This window comes from Chiayiivirga flava (genome assembly GCF_014202825.1).
Taxonomy (GTDB): Bacteria; Pseudomonadota; Gammaproteobacteria; order Xanthomonadales; family Xanthomonadaceae; genus Chiayiivirga; species Chiayiivirga flava.
Map to the genome: position 1 here is coordinate 156,755 of NZ_JACHHP010000004.1, position 16,714 is coordinate 173,468.

General features: G+C 67.6%; 15 protein-coding genes and 1 riboswitch. Of the genes, 10 read left to right on the top strand and 5 right to left on the bottom strand.

The genetic code is table 11. The features are described from left to right. The first annotated feature begins 281 nt into the window (after positions 1–281). Positions 282–1,196: a UDP-3-O-acyl-N-acetylglucosamine deacetylase gene (gene lpxC / locus HNQ52_RS11635; RefSeq protein WP_183961341.1), complete on the top strand. Its 915-nt coding sequence runs from the start codon at positions 282–284 to the stop codon at positions 1,194–1,196. A gap of 255 nt (positions 1,197–1,451) precedes the next feature. Here lpxC and HNQ52_RS11640 read toward each other — a convergent pair whose 3' ends face one another. Further along, a complete protein-coding gene (locus tag HNQ52_RS11640; RefSeq protein WP_183961342.1) occupies positions 1,452–1,904 on the bottom strand; it encodes a DciA family protein in 453 nt (150 codons plus the stop codon). A 30-nt stretch (positions 1,905–1,934) separates the two neighbouring features. Between HNQ52_RS11640 and HNQ52_RS11645 the strand changes: the two genes are divergently transcribed. From HNQ52_RS11645 to HNQ52_RS11660, 4 genes are all read left to right on the top strand, one after another. Continuing rightward, the gene (locus HNQ52_RS11645) at positions 1,935–2,858 is read left to right on the top strand and encodes a M23 family metallopeptidase (protein ID WP_183961343.1); all 924 of its coding nucleotides are present in this window, start codon (positions 1,935–1,937) and stop codon (positions 2,856–2,858) included. Between the two features lie 292 nt (positions 2,859–3,150). Then, on the top strand, positions 3,151–5,886 hold the full coding sequence (secA, locus tag HNQ52_RS11650) for a preprotein translocase subunit SecA (RefSeq protein WP_183961344.1): 2,736 nt from the start codon (positions 3,151–3,153) through the stop codon (positions 5,884–5,886). Between the two features lie 110 nt (positions 5,887–5,996). Then, entirely contained in the window at positions 5,997–7,004 is a 1,008-nt protein-coding gene (locus HNQ52_RS11655; RefSeq protein WP_183961345.1) for a Nudix family hydrolase, read from the top strand. A 415-nt stretch (positions 7,005–7,419) separates the two neighbouring features. Continuing rightward, positions 7,420–8,430: a metal-dependent hydrolase gene (locus HNQ52_RS11660; protein WP_183961346.1), complete on the top strand. Its 1,011-nt coding sequence runs from the start codon at positions 7,420–7,422 to the stop codon at positions 8,428–8,430. A gap of 64 nt (positions 8,431–8,494) precedes the next feature. On the opposite strand, the gene dusB is transcribed toward HNQ52_RS11660, so the two are convergent. Together dusB and HNQ52_RS11670 are read right to left on the bottom strand one after the other, a co-directional pair. Next, positions 8,495–9,493, bottom strand: coding sequence for a tRNA dihydrouridine synthase DusB (gene dusB / locus HNQ52_RS11665; protein WP_183961347.1), 999 nt, complete (start codon positions 9,491–9,493; stop codon positions 8,495–8,497). A gap of 31 nt (positions 9,494–9,524) precedes the next feature. Then, positions 9,525–10,406 (bottom strand): LytTR family DNA-binding domain-containing protein, encoded by an 882-nt coding sequence (locus HNQ52_RS11670; protein WP_183961348.1) that lies wholly within the window; start codon positions 10,404–10,406, stop codon positions 9,525–9,527. Between the two features lie 155 nt (positions 10,407–10,561). Between HNQ52_RS11670 and HNQ52_RS11675 the strand changes: the two genes are divergently transcribed. Beyond that, entirely contained in the window at positions 10,562–11,698 is a 1,137-nt protein-coding gene (locus HNQ52_RS11675; RefSeq protein ID WP_183961349.1) for an acyltransferase family protein, read from the top strand. 183 nt (positions 11,699–11,881) lie between these two features. Here HNQ52_RS11675 and HNQ52_RS11680 read toward each other — a convergent pair whose 3' ends face one another. Together HNQ52_RS11680 and HNQ52_RS11685 are read right to left on the bottom strand one after the other, a co-directional pair. Further along, positions 11,882–13,213: a NupC/NupG family nucleoside CNT transporter gene (locus HNQ52_RS11680; RefSeq protein ID WP_183961350.1), complete on the bottom strand. Its 1,332-nt coding sequence runs from the start codon at positions 13,211–13,213 to the stop codon at positions 11,882–11,884. Between the two features lie 110 nt (positions 13,214–13,323). Beyond that, complete coding sequence (locus HNQ52_RS11685; RefSeq protein ID WP_183961351.1) at positions 13,324–13,884, bottom strand: TMEM165/GDT1 family protein; 561 nt, start codon at positions 13,882–13,884, stop codon at positions 13,324–13,326. Between the two features lie 30 nt (positions 13,885–13,914). Beyond that, positions 13,915–14,076: riboswitch (yybP-ykoY riboswitch) on the bottom strand. A 210-nt stretch (positions 14,077–14,286) separates the two neighbouring features. Between HNQ52_RS11685 and HNQ52_RS11690 the strand changes: the two genes are divergently transcribed. The 4 genes from HNQ52_RS11690 (at position 14,287) to hemP (ending at position 16,556) form a co-directional block, all read left to right on the top strand. Next, positions 14,287–14,490: a hypothetical protein gene (locus tag HNQ52_RS11690; protein WP_183961352.1), complete on the top strand. Its 204-nt coding sequence runs from the start codon at positions 14,287–14,289 to the stop codon at positions 14,488–14,490. A gap of 55 nt (positions 14,491–14,545) precedes the next feature. Continuing rightward, a complete protein-coding gene (locus tag HNQ52_RS11695) occupies positions 14,546–15,016 on the top strand; it encodes a glutaredoxin family protein (RefSeq protein WP_183961353.1) in 471 nt (156 codons plus the stop codon). 47 nt (positions 15,017–15,063) lie between these two features. Then, positions 15,064–16,038, top strand: a complete 975-nt coding sequence (locus tag HNQ52_RS11700; protein ID WP_183961354.1) for an aldo/keto reductase — start codon at positions 15,064–15,066, stop codon at positions 16,036–16,038. Positions 16,039–16,421: 383 nt separating this feature from the next. Beyond that, positions 16,422–16,556: a hemin uptake protein HemP gene (hemP, locus tag HNQ52_RS11705; RefSeq protein ID WP_246387813.1), complete on the top strand. Its 135-nt coding sequence runs from the start codon at positions 16,422–16,424 to the stop codon at positions 16,554–16,556. The last annotated feature ends 158 nt before the right edge of the window (positions 16,557–16,714 follow it).

The window sequence follows — 16,714 nt, forward strand, 5'->3', positions numbered from 1 at the left end:
CGCGCGTCAGGTCCGGTTCAGTCGTGCAAACGCCTGCCCGGACCGGACCGCGGACGCGGCCGGCGCGGCGCGAATTCGAGCGCCGGCGCGGCTTTCACGTGCGGACGGGAGCACGCGGACGGCGCCGAGAGGCGGAACGGGGTGGCCAGCATGACGGCAGGATGTTGCAGAAAAGCGACATGGCGTGGCGATTCCGCCGCGCGGAGCATTTGTCGGCCAGTGGCGCCATGCTATTCTCCGGACGCTTTTTGCCGCGCTCCTGCCCCGGAGATAGCACCGTAATGATCAAACAAAGAACACTGAAAAACGCCATCCGCGCCACCGGCGTCGGATTGCACTCGGGCGACAAGGTCTACATGACATTGCGCCCCGCCGCCGTCGATACCGGCATCGTCTTCCGCCGCACCGATCTTCCCGTTCCCGTCGATATCCGCGCCACCGCGGAAAACGTCGGCGACACCATGCTCTCCACCACGCTGATGGAGAACGGTGCGCGCGTGGCCACGGTCGAACACCTGCTGTCCGCGCTCGCGGGCATGGGCATCGACAATGCCTACGTGGATCTGTCCGCGCCGGAAGTGCCGATCATGGACGGCTCCGCCGGCCCGTTCGTCTTCCTGCTGCAGTCGGCCGGCATCGTGGAACAGGCGTCAGCCAAGCGCTTTGTCCGCATCAAGCGCACGATCACCGTGAAAGACGGCGACAAGTGGGCCCGCTTCGAGCCGTTCGACGGCTTCAAGGTCGGCTTCTCGATCGACTTCAACCACCCGGTGTTTTCCAAGAACCTCTCGAAGGCCGAGATCGACTTCTCCACGACCTCGTTCGTGAAGGAAGTGTCGCGCGCCCGCACCTTCGGCTTCATGAAGGACATCGAGATGCTGCGCGAGCGCAACCTCGCGATGGGCGGTTCGATGGACAACGCCATCGTGCTCGACGACTACCGCGTGCTCAACGAAGACGGCCTGCGTTACGAGGACGAATTCGTCAAGCACAAGATCCTCGACGCCATCGGCGACCTCTACCTGCTCGGCCACAGCCTCGTGGGTGCCTTCTACGGCTACAAGTCCGGCCACCAGCTCAACAACATCCTGTTGCGCACGCTGCTGGCGGACCAGACGGCCTGGGAAGAGGTCACCTACGAGGACAACGACGCCGCGCCGATCTCGTACGCGCATCCGGCCCACGCCGCGCTCTGAGCGCGCGCCCGGGCCGGGCGACTGCGTGTCGATCCACTTCGCTCGCCGGATGCCGGCCGGGCAGCGTGCAATGCACGCGACCGGTTCCGGTCCGACGTACGCCGTTTGCCTGTGACACGTCTCACATTTGCGACGAAGCGTTGTCGCGAAATGCACAGTGTTGCGAATTGGCGACTAGCAAACCGCCCGAAAGTGTGAAATAAAGACACGCCCCCCGCTCGGGGGCACGGGCCATCGGCCCGCACGGACGAACAATCAGGCCACGGAGGCCATGGTCAACAGCTGCGACTTCAATTCCGGGTCTTCCACTGTTGCCGCCGCCGCCCGCAATGCATCGCGCGCGGCCTGGGTTAGGGGTGAAGGCGATGCCGCGTCCGGGGGGACGGGCAGCATCGTTGCCACTTTCACGGTCATTGCGCTGGCGGAAATTCCAGCTGCCGATGCCGCGTCTCGGATGACGTCGGCGTACAGACGCAGCTTGGCTTTCCACACCGGCGAATCGACCAGAAAGACAAGCCTGCCGTCGCGCACGTTTCCCAATCTGACGTGGGATGCGAGCGGTTCGGGCAGGGACTGGCGCAGTTGCTTGTCGAGTGTCCGCAGATGCGCGGCACGCTCGACCACGCTGCCCGTATCGCCGGAGGTGGCGGCCGTCAGGGCCGCACGGAAGGTGGACGGACCGGCGGTGGATGGATTGAAGCGCTGCATGGGCGAACGATCAGAATCAGTGTGGTATCGATGAACGTCATCATCGTAGCGAAGTTCCTTCGGGCTCCGCAGAAGTTTTCTTTCGACCAGCCCCGCACCATCGCGCTGTTTGCGGCGGGACTGTTGGGAATCCTCTCGCTCGGTGCGGGAGTGGGTTACGCAGCCAGCCTCGTCGCTGGCGACAACGGTGTCCAGGCACAGACCCTGCGCGAGGAGATCGAGCAGCAACGCGACGAACTCGACGCCGCCCGCGGCGATGCCCAGCGCGAACTCAACGCCATGGCGATCAAGCTCGCCGAACTGCAGGCCCAGGCCACCCGGCTCAACGCCCTCGGCGAACGCCTGACCCAGATCGCACGTCTGGACGATGGCGAATTCAATTTCGCCGACACCCCCGCCGTCGGCGGTCCGCAGACCGACGCTCTGGCCGCGGTGCCGACCGGAACCGAGCTGCACTCCTCCATCGACGAGCTGGGCATGCGCCTGTCGATGCAGTCCGAACAGCTGCTGCTGCTCGAAAGCCTCCTGTCCGATCGCGACCTCGATGCAGCCCTGCTGCCGACCGGCCTGCCGGTGCGGTCCGGCTATGCCTCGTCGGGCTACGGCACACGCGCCGATCCGTTCAGCGGCTACAGCGCGTTTCACCGTGGCGTCGATTTCAACGGCCCGCGCGGGTCCGACGTGCTGAGCGTCGCCGATGGCGTGATCTATTTCGCCGGGAAGCGGTCCGGCTACGGCAATGTCGTCGAGATCGACCACGGTAACGGCTACCGCACGCTGTACGCGCACAACCAGCAGAACCTGGTGAAGGAAGGCGAGCGTGTGAAGGCCGGCGACGTGATCGCCAAGATGGGCTCCACCGGCCGCGCCACCGGCAACCACGTGCACTTCGAGGTGTGGTTGAACGGCAAGGTGGTCAATCCGAGCCAGTACCTGCGCAACGCGCGGGGGTGAGTTCCTTCCGGGCGCCGCGCCTCGCGCCACGCTAAGCGCTGCAACCAGCGCCAACCCGGCCAGCCTGAATTCCTTCTCCCGCCGGGAGAAGGAACCCAGAGTGGGGACAGCGGCAAGCGCCGGGCGTCCGGGCGACAGATCGATCGACGGCGCAGCCGATCCGATCGCCGCATTTCCCCATCGCCCCCGCCTTGATTCGCCCTCCCGGCTCCCACAGGTTAAAATCCCCGTCTTTGCCCGGTCGGGCGCGCCGCGTCGCGCCGCCCGCCCATCGTCCTTTCCGGAACCCCGCATGTTCAACAAGCTCCTCACCAGCATCTTCGGCAGCCGCAACGAACGCCTGCTCACGCAGCTGAGCAAGAACGTCAAGCGCATCAACGCGCTGGAGCCGGAGTTCGAGAAGCTCGACGACGACACCCTGCGCGGCAAGACCGCCGAATTCCGCGCCCGCCTGGACAAGGGCGAAACCCTCGACCAGCTGCTGCCCGAAGCCTTCGCCACCATGCGCGAAGCCGCGCGCCGCGTGCTCGGCATGCGCCACTACGACGTGCAGCTGATCGGCGGCATGGTGCTGCACATGGGCAAGATCGCCGAGATGCGCACCGGCGAAGGCAAGACCCTCGTCGGCACGCTGCCGGTGTACCTCAACGCGCTCGCCGGCAAGGGTGTGCACGTGGTGACGGTCAACGACTACCTCGCACGCCGCGACTCGGCCTGGATGGGCAAGGTCTACACCTGGCTCGGCCTGACGGTGGGCGTGGTGTATCCGGGCATGCCGCACTCGGACAAGAAGGGTGCCTACGCCGCCGACATCACCTACGGTACCAACAACGAATACGGCTTCGACTACCTGCGCGACAACATGGCGCTGTCGAAGGACGACCGTTTCCAGCGCGGCCTCAACTTCGCCATCGTCGACGAGGTCGACTCCATCCTCATCGACGAAGCGCGCACCCCGCTGATCATCTCCGGTCCGGCCGACGAATCGCCGGAACTGTACGTCAAGGTCAACCGCATCGTGCCGAAGCTGCAGCGGCAGGCGGCCGAAGACAGCGAGGGCGACTACTTCGCGGACGAAAAATCCAAGCAGGTGCACCTGTCGGAAACCGGCATGTCGCACGCGGAAGAGCTGCTGCTGGAGGCCGGCATCATCGCCGAAGGCGACGGACTGTATTCGGGCTCCAACCTCGCCGTGGTGCATCACCTCAACGCCGCGCTGCGCGCGCACGTGCTCTACCAGCGCGACGTGGAATACATCGTGCGCGACGGCGAAGTCATCATCGTCGACGAATTCACCGGCCGCACCCTGCCGGGCCGGCGCTGGTCCGACGGCCTGCACCAGGCCGTGGAAGCGAAGGAAGGCGTGCCGATCCAGCGCGAGAACCAGACGCTCGCGAGCATCACGTTCCAGAACTTCTTCCGCATGTATTCGAAGCTCTCGGGCATGACCGGCACGGCCGACACCGAGGCCTACGAGTTCCAGTCGATCTATGGGCTCGAGGTGGTCGTGATCCCGACCCATCGTCCGATGGTGCGCAAGGATGCGCCGGATCTGGTGTTCCTCAAGAAGCCGGCGAAGTACCAGGCGATCATCGAGGACATCCAGGACTGCCACAAGCGCGGCCAGCCGGTGCTGGTGGGCACGACGTCCATCGAAACCTCCGAACTGCTCGCCAACCTGCTGCGCGAGGCCGGCATCCCGCACGAGGTGCTCAACGCCAAGCAGCACGAGCGCGAGGCGCACATCGTGGCCAATGCCGGTGCGCCGGGTGCGGTGACGATCGCCACCAACATGGCCGGCCGCGGTACCGACATCGTGCTCGGCGGATCGCTCGAAGCGCAGCTGCACGCGCTGGGCGAGGATGCGACCGAACTCGACCGCGCCCGCGTCAAGGCCGAATGGCAGAAGCGCCACGACGAAGTGCTGGCCGCCGGCGGCCTGCACATCATCGGCACCGAACGCCACGAATCGCGCCGCATCGACAACCAGCTGCGCGGCCGCTCGGGTCGCCAGGGCGACGCGGGGTCCAGCCGCTTCTTCCTGTCGCTGGAAGACAACCTCATGCGCATCTTCGCCGCCGACTGGGTGCAGCGCGCGATGAAGTTCATCGGCATGAAGGAGGACGACCGGATCGAGGATCGCCTCGTCAGCCGCCAGATCGAGAAGGCGCAGCGCAAGGTCGAAGGCCACAACTTCGACATCCGCAAGCAGCTGCTCGAATACGACGACGTCGCCAACGACCAGCGCAAGGTCATCTACCAGCAGCGCAACGAGCTGCTGGACACCGACTCGGTGCAGGACACCGTGGCCGGCGTGCGCGAGGACGTGGTGCGCGGCGTGGTGCACAAGCACGTGCCGCCCGAATCCATCGACGAGCAGTGGAACCTGCCGGCGCTGGAGAAGGAGCTGGAAACCGACTTCGGCCTGCGCTTCGACCTGCAGTCGCTGCTGCGCGAGAAGGAGGAAATCACCGCCGAGGAAATCGCCGCGCACGTGATGCAGGCGGTGGACGCGCTGTTCGCCGACAAGGAAGCGCAGATGGGCGCGGAGATGATGCGCTCGCTGGAAAAACACGTGATGCTCAACGTGGTCGACTCCAACTGGAAGGAGCACCTCGCGCGCATGGACTACCTGCGTCAGGGCATCCACCTGCGCGGCTACGCGCAGAAGCAGCCGAAGCAGGAGTACAAGCGCGAAGCCTACGAGCTGTTCTCGGAGATGCTCGACAAGATCAAGCGCGACATGACGACCTTGCTCGCGCGCGTGCGCATCCGCTCGGAGGAAGAAGTGGCCGCGATGGAAGCGGCCGATCGTCAGCGCATGGAGGCGCAGGCGCGCCGCATGCAGTTCCAGCACGAGGACAGCGGCGGCCTGGGCGCCGACGAGGAAGCCGCGCAGGTGCAGGCGGCGCAGGCGGCAGGCGCGGTCTCGCCGACGTTGCGCGATGCGCCGAAGGTCGGGCGCAACGACCCGTGTCCGTGCGGCTCGGGCAAGAAGTTCAAGCATTGCCACGGGCAGCTGGCCTGAGGGTTGGAGACTCGTGATTCGGCATTCGTGATTCGGGATTCGTCGACAACGAAGGCGTCGCGCGTGCGGACCGTGCTGTTCACGCGTTCACTTCGGCGGACCACGCTGCCGTGACCGCTGCACGAATCGCGAATCGCGAATCACGAATCACGGCTGCACCGATCCACGTCGCCGCCGGCATCCTCAAGGATGCGCGCGGCCGCATCCTGCTGGCGCGTCGCGGCGACGGGCGCGATCTGGCGGGGCTGTGGGAGTTTCCCGGTGGCAAGGTGGAGCCGGGCGAGACGCCGCACGAAGCCCTTGCGCGCGAACTGCGCGAGGAAGTCGGCATCGAGATCGGTGCGATCGATCCGCTGATCGCGGTGCCGCATGCGTATCCCCACAAACGCATCCTGCTCGACGTGTCCTGCGTGCGCAGCTTCACCGGCCGTGCGCGCGGGCTCGAAGGGCAGGCGCTGGCATGGGTGCCGCGCGAGCGGCTGCACGCCTATGCGATGCCCGCGGCGGACAGGCCGGTCGTGGCGGCGCTGCTGCAGCCTGCGGAGTACCTGATCACGCCCGAGCCCGGTCCGGATCTCGACACCTTCGCCAACACCCTGCTTGCAGCCGTGCGTGGCGGCGTGCGGCGTGTGCAGCTGCGAGCGCTGGCGCTCGGTGCGGACGCCGCGGCGGCACTGGTCGCCGCGCTCAAGCCGCAGCTGCGCGAACAGCGCGCCGAACTGCTGCTCGGCGGCCGGCTCGGCGGCGATCTCGATGCCACGCTTGCGCTCTGCGCCGCATACGGTTGCGGGCTGCATGCCACCGCCTCGCAGCTGATGTCGCTCACGCGGCGGCCGGCGCTCGATGCCGTGTTTGCCGCGTCCTGCCACACGCTCGACGAACTGCACCATGCGCAGGCGCTGGGCGCGGACTTTGCCGTCGCGGGCCCGATCGCGCCGACACCGACGCATGCGGATGCGAGGCCGCTCGGCTGGGCCGCATTCGCGGCGCTGCGCGAGCAGGTGGCGTTGCCGATCTACGCGCTCGGCGGCTTGCGGCGGGAGGACCTTGCGATCGCGCGCGAACACGGCGCGCAAGGCATCGCGGCGATCCGCGCGTTGTGGTCGGGCGACGCTTGAGTTTGCTCGCTCCGCATTCGCTTCGTTCAAAGCCGCACGCTCGAGCCTGAGTTCCTTCTCCCAACGGGAGAAGGTGGCGGCAGCCGGATGAGGACGAGTCGGTACGTGCTGGCCCGAACATTCCGTCGCTACGACGTCCGGTGCAAACCTATGATCGAGAGCGAGTCCGCTCCGACCCTGCGCCTCTCACGATTGCGATGTGGCGCCCTCATCCGCCTGCCGGCACCTTCTCCCACCGGGAGAAGGGATGTGTCGTGCGGACCGAAGCAAGTCCGGCGCGTTCGGAGCCAGCGCTGCCAGCCTGAATTCCTTCTCCCGACGGGAGAAGGAATGTGGTGTGCGGACCGAGGCAAGTCTGGGGCGTTTCGGCGCGATCGCTGCACCGAAAGCGCGGTGGGTTGGGTAGAGTCCACCCATGGATTCCCTGACCCAGATCGTCCTCGGCGCGAGCGTCGCCGCCGTCGTCGTGCGCGCCGCCCACCGCCGCCGCGCGCTTGCCGTCGGCGCCGCACTCGCCACGCTGCCGGACCTCGACGTGCTCCCGCTTGCGTTGATCGACGACCCGGTCGCGGTGATGACCTGGCACCGCAGCTTCTCGCATTCGCTGCTGGTGCTGATCCCGTTCGGCTGGCTGCTGTGGCGCCTGCTGCGCACGCGCTGGACGCCCGTGCGCAGGGCGCCGCGTGCGTGGCTGTGGGCGATCCAGCTCGCGCTCGTCACGCATCCGCTGCTCGATGCCTTCACCGTCTACGGCACGCAGCTGTTGTGGCCGTTGATGCCGCCGCCGACGATGTGGTCGAGCGTGTTCATCATCGATCCGGCGTACACGCTGTGGCTGCTGCTTGGCGTCGTCGCGGCGGCATTCCTCGGTGCACGCCGCGCGGCGCAGCGTTTCGTCGTCGCCGGCCTCGTGCTGAGCACGGCCTACCTGGGCTGGTCGCTCATCGCGAAATGGCAGATCGAACGTGTGGCGGACGCCTCGCTCGCGGCACTCGGCCTGCAGGACGCGCCGCGCTTCTCGGTGCCGTCGCCGCTCAACACGCTGCTGTGGCGCGTCGTGGCGATGACGCCGGACGGCTTCGTCGAAGGCGAGTACTCGCTGGTAGCCGACAATGGCCGCCCGATGCGTTTTCGCCGTTACCTCTCAGACACCGCCGCGCTCGCCGCTGCGAGCAAGGTGCCGACGGTCGAGCGCCTGCGCTGGTTCAACCACGGCTTCATGAAGGCCACGGTGGATGACGACCGCCTCGTGCTGTCGGACCTGCGCATGGGCGAGGAACCCGACTACAGCTTCACCTTTGTCGTGGCCGAGCGCCGCGACGGTGCATGGCAGGCGATTCCGCCCGAGCAGCGCGTGTGGACGGTCCGCGCGGGCGACCGCCTGCCGTTGCTGTGGCAGCGCATCTGGAATCCGGCAGTCGACTGAGGCTGCACGACCGCACAGTGGAACGAATCGCGAGGGGTGCGACGAAGCGCGCCCGGCACTGGGCTCACGCGGCCTTCGGCAGCTCCGCCGGCGCACCCGCGGCCAGCGCCGAGAAATAATCCGCCGTCAGCCGCCTCTGCGCGTCGGCGCTGTCGGCCCGGTTGACCACCTGCCGGAACGCCGCATTCTCCGGCCGATCCTTCGCATACCAGCCGAGGTGCTTGCGCGCGATGCGCACGCCCGCCTCTTCGCCGTAGAACGCGTACAGCGCGTCGAGGTGGCCGAGGAGGATGTCGCCGACGGTGCGGGCGTCGGGTTCGGGCAGCAGGTCGCCGGTGGCGAGGTAGTGGGCGATGCCGCGGAAGATCCACGGACGGCCCTGCGCGGCGCGGCCGATCATCACCGCGTCCGCGCCGGTATGGCGCAGTACGAACGCGGCCTTGTCCGGCGAATCGATGTCGCCGTTGGCGAACACCGGGATCGAGATCGCGGCCTTGATCGCGGCGATGGTGTCGTATTCGGCCTCGCCGTTGTAGAGATCGGCACGGGTGCGGCCGTGCACCGCGAGCGCCGCGATGCCGGCCTGTTCGGCGATGCGCGCGACGGTGAGTCCGTTTCTGTGCTCGCGATCCCAGCCGGTGCGGATCTTCAGCGTCACCGGCACCTCGACCGCGCCGACCACGGCATCGAGGATGCGTGCGACGAGGTCTTCGTGCTGCAGCAGCGCCGAGCCGCACCACGCGTTGCAGACCTTCTTTGCGGGGCAGCCCATGTTGATGTCGATGATCTGCGCGCCGTGGTCGGCGTTGAAGCGCGCGGCATCGGCCAGGGCGCGCGGGTCGGCGCCGGCGATCTGCACGCTGATCGGGTCCGGCTCGCCGACGTGGTCCATGCGCCACAGGCTTTTTTTCGTCGACCACATGCGCGGATCGGACGTGGTCATTTCCGACACGGCCAGCCCCGCGCCGAGCCGTTTGCACAGCTGGCGGAAGGGCTTGTCGGTGACGCCGGCCATCGGTGCGAGCACGACGGGCGGGTCGATGCGGTACGGGCCGATCAACATGCGCGCAGTTTACCGCGTGCCGCCGCGCCGCTCAGTCGCCGGTGCGTTCGCGCAGCGCCTGCCGATAGGTCCGGCTGCAGGGCAGGGCGGTGCCGTCGTGCAGGTGGATGCGCGCGTCGCCCGAGTCCAGCGGCTCGATCGAGGCGACACGGTCGAGGTTGACGATGTAGCTGCGGTGCACGCGGGCAAAGCGGCCGCCGTCGAGCCGGGCTTCGATGCCGGCGATCGTGCTGCGCAGCGGGTAGTCGTGGCCGCGCACGCGCAGATTCACGTAGTTGCCGGCGGCCTGCAGCCACTCGATATCGTTGGCGGCAACGAGGAAATCGCGCCCGAGCTTGCGCACGAGAAAGCGTTCCGGGCGTTCGACCGGTTCCAGCGGCGGGCCTTCGTCCGGCGCGGCCAGCAGCGTGGCTTCGCCCTGCAGACGGCGCAACGCGAATCGGTAAGCTTCGATGGTGACGACGATGCCGGCGTAGTCGCGGATGTCCTTGAGGTATTCGTAGAGCAATCCGAGTGGCCAGGCGCCGAAGTCGTAGCTCGATCCCATCGCGCGGTACGCCAGCATGCGCAGCGCCACCATGCCGACCACGTGCAGCACGCACATCGCCACCGAAAATCCGACGTGCAGCGCGAGGTACCGCGGCACGCCGTGCCACTGGAACGGGACGCGCCGCGTGAACCACGCCACGCACGGGATGATGGCCATCCAAAGCAGTGCGCTGGAGGTTTCCCACACGGCCGGTTCCCAGGCCTGCGTGTCCAGGCCCGCGCGGCGCACGTCCATCAGCACGGTGATGCTGTTGCCGACGGCGTTGGCGACGATCACCGCCAGCCAGAAGCCGATCTCGAACCAGCGTCGCCACGGCAGGTAGCGTTCGTAGGCGTTGCGCGGGGGCGGAGCGACGTCGGGCATGGCGCGCATTCTACGGACGCGGCTGGTCGCGACGGGCGCGGCTGGCCCCCGGCAGCGTGCGGCTCGTCCCTCGGCCCGCTCGGCCGGTCACCCGGCAATGGCGTCGCGCGTCGCGGCCGCGCCAGGGTGGCGACTTCGCCATCACCGGAACGTCCATGGAACGCCGCTACGATCTCGACTGGGTCCGCGTCTGCGCCTTCGGGCTGCTCGTGCTCTACCACGTCGGCATGTACTACGTGACCTGGGACTGGCATGTCAAAAGCCCGCACGCAAGCGACACGCTGGAACCGTTCATGCTGCTCAGTTCGCCGTGGCGGCTGTCGCTGCTGTTCGTCGTGTCGGGCGCGGCCACGGCGTTCCTTCTGGGCAAGGGGCGCGAAGGATTCCTGCGACGGCGTTCATGGCGGCTGCTGGTGCCGCTGCTGTTCGGCATGTTTGTGGTGGTGCCGCCGCAGACCTACTACGAGATCGTCGAGAAGGCGGGCTACGACGGTGGCTGGTGGCACTTCTACAGGCTCTACGTGACCGCGAATGTCTGCCGCGGCGAGGAGTGCATCGACACGCCGACGTGGAATCACCTGTGGTTCGTGGCCTACCTGTGGGTGTACACGCTGGTGCTGGCTGGCGTGTTGCTGCTGCCGCAACGCGCGATCGAGCGCGCGCGCACCGCTGCGGAACGGGCGCTGTCGGGAATGGGCGTCCTGCTGTGGCCGCTGCTGTACCTCGCCGTGGCGCGGCTGCTGCTGGTGGCGCGCTTCGAATCGACGCACGGACTGGTCGACGACTGGTACAACCACGCGCAGTACCTGCCGCTGTTCCTGCTCGGCTGGCTCGTTGCGCGTGCGACCCCGGTGTGGGATGCGATGGTTCGCGTTCGCCGGGTCGCGCTCGGGCTGGCGTGCGCGAGCTGGATCTACATCGTGTGGTACTTCTGGCTGTACGCGGCCGACGACCCGGCCATCGGGCTCAAGCTGCTGCAGCGCGTGCTGTGGGCGGTGCAGCAGTGGTGCACGATCGTGGCGATCTTCGGTGTCGCGCGCCGCCACCTGCGGCGGGACAGCTCCGCGCTGCGCTACCTGCGCGACGCGGTGTTCCCGGTGTACATCCTGCACCAGACGCTGATCGTGGTGTTTGCGCACAACCTCAAGCCGCTCGGGATGAGTCCGGCGGCCGAGGGGCCGCTGCTGGTGGCGCTGACGTTTGCCGGGTGTCTGGCGGGATACGAGATCGTGCGGCGTGTCGCGTGGCTGCGGCCCTTGTTCGGGTTGAAGCGGATCGAAACGCGGGTCTGATCCGAACGTTCGCGCTCTACCTTACCGTCGTCCCGGCGAACGCCGGGACCCAGCGACGTTGCTTTCGCAGGTCGTTGCCGAGGACAACGGGAGGAACGCCGCTGGGTCCCGGCTTTCGCCGGGACGACGGGGAAGGGTGTTGTGGCGTTGACGCCCGTCCGCGATCCAGACGCGATGCAGTCCTTACGGAGTCACCGCACACGCCACCGCGTTCGCCGCCTCGGCGCTGTGCTGCAGCATGTAGATCACGCCGGCAATCGTCGCGGTCATGAACGTCGCGATCGAACCGCCCAGCACCGCGCGCAGGCCGAAGCGCGCCAGGTCCTGCCGCCGCTCCGGCGCCAGCCCGCCGATGCCGCCGATCTGGATCGCGATCGAGCTGAAGTTGGCGAAGCCGCACAACGCATAGGTCGCGATCAGCGCACCCTGATTGGTCAGCGCCACGCCCGTCGTCTTGCAGTTCACGATGTCGGCGAGCTGCAGGTACGCGACGAATTCGTTGATCACGACCTTCTGCCCGATGAGGCCGCCGACCACGGTGGCGTCCTGCCACGGCACGCCGATCACCCACGCCAGCGGCGCCAGCAGAAGACCGAGAAGATTGGCCAGGTCGGTCGGGCGTCCCAGTGCCGACGCGAGGCCCGTGACTTCGCCCAACCACGTCAGCGGTGCGTTCAGCAGCGCGATCAAGGCAATGAACGCAAGCAGCATTGCGCCGATGTTCAGCGCCAGACGCAGGCCGTCGGCCGCGCCGGCGGCAGCCGCGTCGATGACGTTGCTGGTGGTCTTCTCGACCTCCATCTTCACCGTGCCGCGCGTCAGCGGCGTGCCGGTTTCCGGGATCAGGATCTTCGCGATCACGAGCGTGGCCGGCGCGGCCATGATCGACGCGGCGAGCAAATGCTTGGCGTAGAACGCCTGCTGTTCCGCATCGCCGCCGCCGAGCATGCCGACGTACGCGGCCAGCACGCCGCCGGCGATGTGCGCCATGCCGCCGATCATCATCGTGATCAGCTCGGATTCGGTCATGCGCGAGATGTACGGCCGCACGGTCAGCGGCGCCTCGGTCTGGCCGATGAACACCGATGCGCACACCGAGGTGGTTTCGGCACCCGACACGCGCATCACCTTGGTGATGGCCCAGGCCATGCCGCGCACGATCGCCTGCATCACACCGAGGTGATACAGCACGCCCATGAACGCGGCGAAGAAGATGATCGTCGGCAACACCTGGAACGCGAAGATGAAGCCGAATTTCGAGGTGTCCATCAGATCGCCGAAGATGAACTTCGAGCCTTCCCCGACGAAGCTCAGGATGGCGACGAAGCCGTGCCCGAGCGAATCGAACACCTCGCGCCCGCCCGGCACCATCAGCACCAGCACCGCGAAGGCGATCTGCAGCCCGATGCCGGTCCCCACCAGCACCCAGTCGACCTTGCCCCTGTTGTTGGAGCAAAGCCACGCGATGCCGATCAGCACCGCCAATCCGAACAGCCCGAACAGGATATGCAGCATGACGATCCCCTGCCTCCCGCGCGGAGGCCCAACCGGCAGGGTATGCCGCCGCGCGCGCCGCGCGCAAGGCGCGGCGACGCGGCGTCGCGATCGGCCCGCCGGACGGCAGGTCAGAGCCGCGTCGCGAGCACCCACACGCCGAGCGCGGCGAACACCGCCGCCGCGGTGTAGCGTGCGGCGCGCAGCGGCAGACGGTTCGCGAACCGCGCGCCGAGCGCCACGACCGGAAGGTTGGCCAGCAGCATGCCGAGCGTGCTGCCGACCACCACCAGCCACAGCGGGCTGTATTGCGCCGCCAGCAGCACGGTCGCGATCTGGGTCTTGTCGCCGATTTCGGCCAGAAAGAACGCCACCGTGGTCGCGACGAAGGGACCGAAACGCGGTGCCGGCGCATCCGCGTCGTCGAGCGTGTCGGACTTGAGCGTCCACAGCGCGACGGCGAACATCGACAGCGCCACCAGCCATGTCAGCGTCGCGGGCGACAGCCACGAGGCCACGAGCGCACCGATCCAGCCGGCCAGCGAGTGATTGAGTGCGGTCGCGACGAAGATGCCGACGGCGATCGGCCAGAAACGCCGGTAGCGCGCGGCGAGCAGCAGCGACAGCAACTGCGTCTTGTCGCCGATTTCAGCGATTGCGACGGCGAAGGTCGAAACGAGCAGGGTGTCCAAGGGCGGATCTCGATGCGGGCCGGGCGACGGAAACGCGATGGTCGACACGGCGCCGGCCCGGCGGGGCGGCATCGCATCAACCAGCGGTCTCGTCCGATTCGCACCCGCGGCGCCATGGTCTGTGGACCAAGTGTGTTGACGCCGCGACGGCCCGCAGACGGCGGGCCGGGACTACTCCCCGATGGGGATGCGCAGTCTAGCAGGCTCCGGCGGGGCACTGCGCCCGTAGACCCCAAAAAACTGTGCGTCACATCACGGTTGTCTCGAAAATCGTGATCCGCGTCACGCATTGCAGCGTATGCCTTGTCAGGCGCACTGCAATTCTGCCGTGCGCCTGGCGGCATTCGCCGCACTCCGGCCGGAGCGTCGGAGTTCGCTTCATTCATCAAGGAGAGTCACATCATGAAGATCCGCATCCGTACGGCGCTGGTCGCCCTGTCCTTCCTGTTTGCCCTGGGCAGCGGCGTGGCGTTCGCGGCCGGCAACACAGCCTGCCTCAAGAGCTGCAGCCTCGATCAGGCCGCCTGCCTCTCCGACGCCGTCGGCTCGGGCAAGGCCGCCTGTGTCGCGCAATACACCGCGTGCAAGAAGTCCTGCGGCGCATAACTACAGTGCAACCTCGATGCGGGCGGTGCACCGCCCGCATCGACCCGGAGACAACATGATCAAGCGCGTGATCTGGATCGTCGTGGTGTGTGCCCTCGTGCCGCTGGCCGGGTTCGTTGCCGGAAGCGGCGTGCTGCGCGCCACGCAGTGGCTGACGCAGGAGCCCCCCCGCCGCGATGGCGATTTCGCGGCACTCGTTGCCGCCGTCGGCAGTCCGGTGGTGCTGCTGTCGACGAGCACCTGTCCCTGGTGCGAGCGCACGCGCCAGTGGCTGCGGGCGAATCGCGTCGCGTACCGCGACTGCGTGGTCGATCGAGACCCCTACGCCGCAGGAGTGTTGCGCACGCTGCGCAGCGATTCGGTGCCGCAGCTTGTCACTGCGCAGTCGGTAGTGGTCGGCTACGATCCGGACCTGTTCGCGGCGCTCGTGCCGCGCGACCCTGCGACACCGATGGAGCCGGCCGCTGTCGCCACCTCGGACGGCTTGCGCTGCGCCGCGCCGGAGCCGGCGCCGACGACCCACTGACGCCGCCCGGACGTACACTCGGCGGATCGTCCCCGCGGAGTGGTTCCATGCAGTACCGCCGTCTCGGAAATTCCGGCCTGAGGCTGTCCGCACTGTCGTTCGGCGCGTGGATCACGTTCGGCGGCAGGGTCGGACGCGGCGAGGCGCGCGAGCTGATCGCCTGCGCCTTCGATGCCGGGATCAATTTCTTCGACAACGCCGAAACCTACGCGAACGGCGAGGCCGAGCGCGTGATGGGCGATGCGCTCGCCGATCTGCGCCTGCCGCGCGACGCCTGGTGTGTGTCGAGCAAGGTGTTCTTCGGCGCCGTGGACGACCCGGCGCCGACCCAGCGCGGGCTCTCGCGCAAGCACGTGCGCGACGCCTGCGACGCGGCGTTGCGGCGGCTGCGCGTGGAGTACCTCGATCTCTTCTTCTGCCACCGTCCCGATCCCGACACCCCGATCGCCGAAACGGTATGGGCGATGGACAACCTCGTGCGCGCCGGAAAGATCCTGTACTGGGGCACGTCGGAATGGTCGGCCGAGAAGATCCGCGAGGCGGCGACGATCGCGCGCCAGCACGGTCTCCACGGTCCGACGATGGAGCAACCCGAATACAACCTGCTGCATCGCGAGCGCGTCGAAGTCGAGTACGCACCGCTGTATTCCGAACTTGGCCTCGGCACCACGACCTGGTCGCCGTTGGCGTCCGGGCTGCTGAGTGGCAAGTACGGGGCGCAGGCGCTGCCCGACGACTCGCGCCTGGCGCGCGCGGACAACGGCTTCCGCGAGCGCATGCTCTACCGCGGCGAGAAGCAGACGCGGGAGGCAAAGGTGGCGCGATTCGTCGCGATCGCGCAGGAGCTCGGCGTGGCGCCGGCGCCGCTGGCCATCGCGTGGTGCCTGCACAACCCGAACGTGAGTTCGGTGATTCTTGGTGCGTCGCGCACCGAGCAGATCACGCAGAACCTGACGGCGATTGATGTGATGGGACAGCTCGATGATGCGACGCTGACGCGGATCGAGGCGGTGTTTGGGTGAGCATCCGGGCGGGTGCGAGGCCGTCCCTCATCCGGCTGCCGCCACCTTCGCCCGGCGGGAGAAGGACTGCACCGTCGGAGACCTCGACAAGCCTGGAGTTGTTCACGAGACATGCACGAGCGCTCAACGTCTGCGAGCGCGACACGCAGAAGCCCTTCTCCCGGCGGGAGAGGGTGGCGGCAGCCGGATGAGGGAGCCACCTCCCAGGCCAGCGCGTGCCTGGGTACGCGTCTAGGCACCCATCTGTCACCGCTTGACTGGCGAATGAGAATCATTATCATCGTCTCCGCCAACAGCTGCAGCCGCAGCGTCGACCCGGAGACCGCGACATGAGCCACGTCTTTTCCGTTGCCCCGTCCATCATTCCGACCGTGCCCCGGGCGATGACCACTGCCTCGCGCCAGCGCGTCGACAGCCGCGAGCTGTTGCAGGGCGAGCGCGAGGTGATCATCCAGCACGGCGATCAGGAATACCGCCTGCGCCATACCCAGAACGACAAGCTGATCCTCACGAAATAACAACGCCGTGCCGGCCCTGTGCCGGCCGATCGCATGCACGCCAGGTGGCCCGGCGCGTGCGATGCGCTCAAGCTGCTCGTTGTCCACACGGTCGCAAGCACCCATCGCGGGCCTCCCGCGCGCCAGCCGCCTCGTTTCCTGCACCCGTTCCTGTCCCG